Genomic DNA, 6,253 nt, shown 5'->3' on the forward strand with positions numbered 1-6,253 from the left:
CGGCGCGACGGCGTCAGTGGTGCATGTTGTCCATCGAGTGCTCCGGAGCGCTCCCGTTCGCCTGGTTCATGTCCATCGGGTGGCCCGGAACGTTTCCGTTCTCGTCGGTCACCATGAACACCCCGGCCATTCCCATGTCGGAGTGGCTCTGGACGTGGCAGTGGTACATCCACATCCCGGGCCCGACGCGCTCGCCGGCGATCACCTGGAAGCCGAACGACTCGGCCGGTCCGGTGATCTTGGTGTCGATGATCCTGCTCGGGTCCTGATTGCCTTCCAGCAGGCCGGTACGGTTGTCGGCCCAGCGGTGCCCATGGATGTGGAACGTGTGGAAGAAGTCCCCGTGAGTGATCACGATGAACTCCACTCGCTCGCCGATCTTCGCCATGAAGTGGGGTCCTTCGTGGCTCGTGCTGTTGTTGATCGTCATGTCGTTGAAGACGACGGTGAACTGCTTGTCCGGCAGCACGTCGCCCTTCCGGCGGACGATCAGCGGCCCGTAGAGCCCTGCCCGGATGCCGCCCGTGCCGTGGTCGGTGCCCACGACGTGGTCGTGGTAGTGCCAGTAGCCGGCGCTACCGGGTTCGATGGTGCCGCCGGGCCGGCGGCCCTGCGCGTGGGTGCGCCAGGTGAAGATACGCCGGCCTCCCGGTTCCACCACGCCGTCGTTCATCCGCGTGCCGTCGCTGGCCACGTCGTAGTCCACGCCATGCACATGGAGGCTGGCGGCCACGTCCAGATTGTTGACCATCTCGATCTCGAGGGTCTCGCCCTCGATCATCTCGATGAGCGGCCCGGGGATCGTGGCCTTGCCCGGCTCCAGGCCGTAGCCCAGTTGGCCACCCGGCAGTTTCTCGGCATAGAGGGTGATGCGGCGGACGTCGCCCCCCGGCTTGCCCGCGGACTTCTCGGCCAGGGCTGCGCCGGCCGGAACCGATGCCACTAACGGTGCGAACGCGGCCACTGCCGCGGACGCGGTGAAAGCGCGCCGGGAGAACGAGCCTCGCGCCATGCCTCTGCCTACCTCGGTCATGGTTCCCCAATCGGTGACGGCGCCCCATCTGCGTGAGGCGAGCTGCTGCTGTTCGTGACGCCGACGGAGAGCCGGCCTGAACGACGTGGTCGAGCCGGCCTGCGGAACGTGTCCGTTGTCTGCCGGGTGGGAGGAACGGGGCGAAGTCGGTTGCGGTGAGGGACTTTCGATGGAAGTAGGCGACACTTTTGATGAAATGTCAAGAAGTGCTGCATAAACTTGCAGAACTTTCTCACATATCTGGATGAAGTCCAGTGAAGCTGTTACGTTGCTCGACAACCGCCCCCTGCACGCATTTCTGGACAGCCAGCGTCCACGCCACCCCCGCGGAAAACACATGCCGGCGGCATGGAAGTGCCCCGAGCAGCATCGATGGCCCTCGATCCACCCATCCGCCACACGCAACCAACCGCCACGGGCGTCGCCGGCGGGCCGGCGCCAACAAGCACGAGGCCAGGGGCAGGCCGCCGCCCCGGAGCCGACCTGAAGCCGGAGACGTATGCCCTCTCCGCGCTGCCACGGCTGACCAGACAGCTCTCCGCAGGTGCCGATGTAACCCCCCAACCCGAAGGAGCGCACGATGGGTCGAAAAGGCCTTTTCGTACAGCCCCGACCACCCGCCTGGCGGCGCACACTGATCATGGTGTCGAGCGCCGCCCTGATGCTGGGACTGGCGACTCCGTTCGCCGTTCCGGCGCAAGCCCAGCCCAATGACCAGTCGGCGGCCGCCGCCGACGCCGCCGCCGACGCGGTCAACGTGCTGGTCTTCCACGGCCCGGCGGCCCAGCAGGACGACCCGGTCGAGCAGGCCACGGCCGCGGTCAAGGAACTGGGCAAGAAGAACGGCTTCTCCGTCGCCGTGTCCGAGGATCCGGCCGTCTTCACCGCCGACAATCTGGCGCGCTACCGCGGCGTGGTGTTCCTGTCCGCGAAGGGCGCGACGCTGAACGAGGCCCAGGAGGGCGCCTTCCAGGCGTACATCAAGGATGGCGGCGGGTTCGTCGGCGTCCACGATGCGGCGCGTGCGCAGGCGAACTCGTCCTGGTTCACCGAGCTGATCGGCACCCGCCCCGCCGGCAGCCTTCCGCCGGCCGAGAAGGTCGTGGAGAGCGCGGCGAGCGGGAACAACCCGCCGAACGAGACCGTGGACAAGCTGTTCGACGGGAACAACAACAGCAAGTGGCTGGTCCGGACGCCGACCGGGTGGGTCCAGGCCAAGCTGGAGAAGCCGGCGGCGATCGCTCACTACGCGCTGACGTCGGCCAACGACTTCGACGGCCGTGACCCGAAGAACTGGACCCTGCAGGGCTCCCAGAACGGGACGGACTGGACCGATCTGGACAAGCGCAGCGGGGAGACGTTCCCCCAGCGGTTCCAGACGAAGGAATACACCTTCGACAACAGCACGGCGTACCTGTACTACCGGCTCAACATCACCGCGAACAGCGGCGAGCCCCTGACCCAGCTGGCCGAGCTGCGGCTGTTCGGCCCCGCCGCCGGGCCGCCTCCGGAGAGCACGGTGCAGAAGGCGACCGTGGACCTCACCGACCGCCAGCACCCGGCGAACAAGGGGCTGCCGCTCACCTGGGAGCGGTCGGACCAGTGGATGAACTGGAGCCCTAGCCCCCTGGGTAAGGTCCAGACGGTCGCGCAGGTCGAGGAGCGGACCTACAACGCGGGTCTGAACGGCAACGGCGCGTTCCACCCGATCTCGTGGTGCCGCGACTACGACGGCGGCCGGTCGTTCTACACCGGCATGGGCGGCACCGAGGCGAGCTACACCACCGACGAGAAGTTCCAGAGCCACCTCAGCGGCGCCATTCAGTGGGCGGCCGGTCTCGTCCGCGGTGACTGCCAGGCGACCATCGCGTCGAACTACAAGACCGAGCGGTTGACCGGGCAGAACGCGTCAGGTCAGCTCGACCAGATCGGGGAGCCCCACGGCCTGACCATCGCACCGGACGGCAAGGTGTTCTACATCGGCAAGGCGGCCTGCCCCACCGGCCCGATCGCCGACTGGAACAACCCGAATGTCGGCCTCGGCTGCGGCACCATCCACCAGTGGGACCCGAAGACCAAGCAGGTCAAGCTCCTCACCACCCTCCCTGTCATGGGCAACCGCGGCAGCGGCGACGAGCTGGTGAAGAACGAGGAAGGCCTGGTCGGCATCACGCTCGACCCCAAGTTCGAGCAGAACGGCTGGGTCTACGTCTACTGGATGCCGCACGAGTCGATCGACAGGGACAAGCGGATCGGCCAGCGTACGGTCTCGCGGTTCACCTACGACGCCGCCAAGCAGTCGATCGACCAGGGCACCCGCAAGGACCTGCTGCACTGGAACACCCAGATCCACAGCTGCTGCCACGCGGGTGGAGGCATGGCGTTCGACAAGGACGGCAACCTCTACATCGGTTCGGGTGACAGCAACTCCTCGGGCGGCTCGAGCGGTTACTCCGGGAACAACTGGACCCAGGACTACAAGGGCACCTCGTTCCAGGACGCCCGCCGTACGGCCGGCAACACCAACGACCTGAACGGCAAGATCATCCGGATCCACCCGGAGCCCGACGGCACGTACACCATCCCCAAGGGCAACCTGTTCACCGGACAGGAAGGGGGCGGGGGCAAGGCCCGCCCGGAGATCTACGTGATGGGTGTCCGCAACATCGCGCGGATCGCCTGGGACAACGTGAACAACTGGCTGACCGCGGGCTGGGTCGGTCCGGACGCCGGGGGCCCGAGCGAGACGTGGGGTCCGGCGAAGTACGAGACCGCGACGATCCTCACCTCGGCGGGCAACCAGGGCTGGCCGTACTGCATGGGCAACAAGCAGCCCTACCGCGACCGCAGTAACACGGACGCCACCCAGCCTGCCGACTGGTACGACTGCGACCACCTGAAGAACACCTCGCCGCGTAACACCGGCCTCGTCGACATCCCGCCGGCGCGCAGCAACATGATCTGGTACTCGCCGCAGGGCGGAGGCCCGGTCTACCCGAAGCGCACCGACGGCAGCGGCCTGCCGACGTACAAGCTGGGCGACGAGACCTTCACTCAGCCCTACCTGAGTGGCGGCGGCCAGGCGATCATGTCGGGCCCGACGTATCACCGCTCCCTGGTCGACACCGGCAGCGGTGTCGCGTGGCCGGCCTACTGGGAGAACAAGTGGCTCATCGGTGACGAGTCCAACGGCAACAACCGCGTCGCCGTGACCGTCGACCCGAAGACCGTTCCGGACGCGGGCGCGCCGGCCTTCGCCGAGGACGTGCGCAGCATCATCCAGCCCGGCGGCGGCGCCACCCAGCTCCAGGCGTGGATGGACGCCAAGTTCGGACCGGACGGCGCGCTCTACATGCTCGACTACGCCGGCGGCTTCTTCAGCCTCAGCTCGAACCAGAAGCTGATCCGCATCACCTATCAGGGTGGTCCGGCGACGCCGAACCCGAGCAAGGCGGATGTGCGCGCGGTCAGCCAGAGCACGCCAAAGACTGTTCACTTCTCCAACACGAAGGCCGGCGGCGTGTCCTGGGAGTGGAACTTCGGTGACGGCAGCAAGCCGTCGACGGAGGCCGACCCGACGCACACCTACGCGGACTTCGGCACCTACAAGGCGACGGTGAAGGTCACCTACGCCGACGGTGAGGTGGCCACCGGGACGATCGACGTCAACGTCGGTTGCCCGGCGCCCGACGCCCGGCCGACGGTCCGCCTGCTCGACACCGACACCGGTGTGGCCAACCGGGTGGTCGGCGGCGGTTGCACGATCAACGACCTGATCGACGACGAGCGCACCTGGAAGAACCACGGTGAGTTCGTGAGCAACCTCAACCATCTGGTGGACGAGTTCCGCAAGGACGGCGTCATCGACAACGGTGAGGCGTCCACGCTCAAGAAGGCGGCGGCCCAGTCGGAGATCGGCAAGACGAACGGGTACGAGTCCATCTTCGACGGGACGGCGCAGTCTCTGCAGGGATGGTCGCAGGCTCCGTCCGGGCAGTTCACTCTGCAGCAGGACGGCACGATCCGCAGCTCCGGCGGTCTGGGAATGTTGTGGTACTCCAAGAAGGCGTACGCCGACTTCTCCGTGAGACTGCAGTTCCGTGACGTCGCGCCCACCGGCTTCAACGCCAACAGCGGAGTCTTCGTACGGTTCCCGGACCCGAGAACCCCGCTGGAGCAGCGTCCCACCGGAAGTTGCGGGACCGTCGGGTCCGCCCGCACGTCCCCCGCGTGGGTCGCGATCTTCTGTGGCCACGAGATCCAGATCTACGACGGTACGGGGAGCGAGCCGCAGAAGACGGGCTCCGTCTACAACTTCTCGTCCAACGGTCTGGACAAGGCCGGCGTGACCCCGAAGGGCCAGTGGAACGACTACGAGGTCCGCGCGGTCGGACAGCACTTCACGATCATCCGTAACGGTGCGGTGATCAACGAGTTCGACAACACGCCGGGCAAGCAGTCGTCCCGCGCGGGTGACCCGCCCACGGACCTGCGCCAGTTCATCAGCGGGTTCATCGGGTTGCAGAACCACAGCAACAACGACCTCATCGAGTTCCGCAACATCCGGGTGCGCGAGCTCTAAGCCGGTAGCCGGTCGGTGCCGGGCGGGGGGCGAGCATGCCCTGCGTCCGGCACCCCACTCCGCAGGTCCTCGGCCGGAGCCCGCAGTCGGCCGGCACACATGCAGATCGTGAGAGGTGCAACGGTAGATGAATGTCCGATCTCTTCCCTCCACCTTATGGAGGGTCCTCAAGGCCTCCGTCACGGCGCCGCGCCTTGCCGTGGCGCTGTTGATGGTGACACTTCCCGCGCTCTTCCTGACGTCGGTCAAGGCCGGCGCGCAGACCCCGATACAGCTGCAGGCGGCTCAGGCGGACCAGGTGCTCGTCTGGACGGCCGACAACGGCATGACCACGTACAAGTCGGCGCCGACCACGGCGACGGCAGGACCTGCGACGATCGTCTTCGAGAACAGTGCGGCGACCGGCAACACGACCGGAATGACGCACACCCTGACCTTCGACACGTCGACTCCCGGCTACAACCACGACGTCACGCTCAACATCATCGCCAGCCCCTTTGACGCCGCCGGGGGCCGGCACGAGGTCCAGGTGAACCTCACCCCCGGGAAGTACCGCTTCTTCTGCGCCATCCCCGGTCACATGATGGTCGGCGAGCTCGTGGTCACCGACGGCGGTAGCACGGACACCACGGCACCCC

Annotated in this window: 3 protein-coding genes; 2 read left to right on the forward strand and 1 reads right to left on the reverse strand. The window is 66.9% G+C overall.

Annotation, left to right across the window (positions count from 1 at the left end; all coding sequences use genetic code 11):
- Positions 1 to 13: 13 nt before the first annotated feature.
- Positions 14 to 943 (reverse strand): multicopper oxidase domain-containing protein, encoded by a 930-nt coding sequence (locus tag Pth03_RS19190; protein ID WP_203945683.1) that lies wholly within the window; start codon positions 941 to 943, stop codon positions 14 to 16.
- 670 nt (positions 944 to 1,613) lie between these two features.
- Between Pth03_RS19190 and Pth03_RS19195 the strand changes: the two genes are divergently transcribed.
- Together Pth03_RS19195 and Pth03_RS19200 are read left to right on the forward strand one after the other, a co-directional pair.
- On the forward strand, positions 1,614 to 5,615 hold the full coding sequence (locus Pth03_RS19195) for a ThuA domain-containing protein (protein ID WP_203945684.1): 4,002 nt from the start codon (positions 1,614 to 1,616) through the stop codon (positions 5,613 to 5,615).
- Between the two features lie 211 nt (positions 5,616 to 5,826).
- On the forward strand, positions 5,827 to 6,253 hold a 427-nt coding region (locus tag Pth03_RS19200), incomplete at its 3' end, for a cupredoxin domain-containing protein (RefSeq protein WP_203945685.1).

The organism is Planotetraspora thailandica (genome assembly GCF_016863335.1).
Lineage (GTDB): Bacteria > Actinomycetota > Actinomycetes > Streptosporangiales > Streptosporangiaceae > Planotetraspora > Planotetraspora thailandica.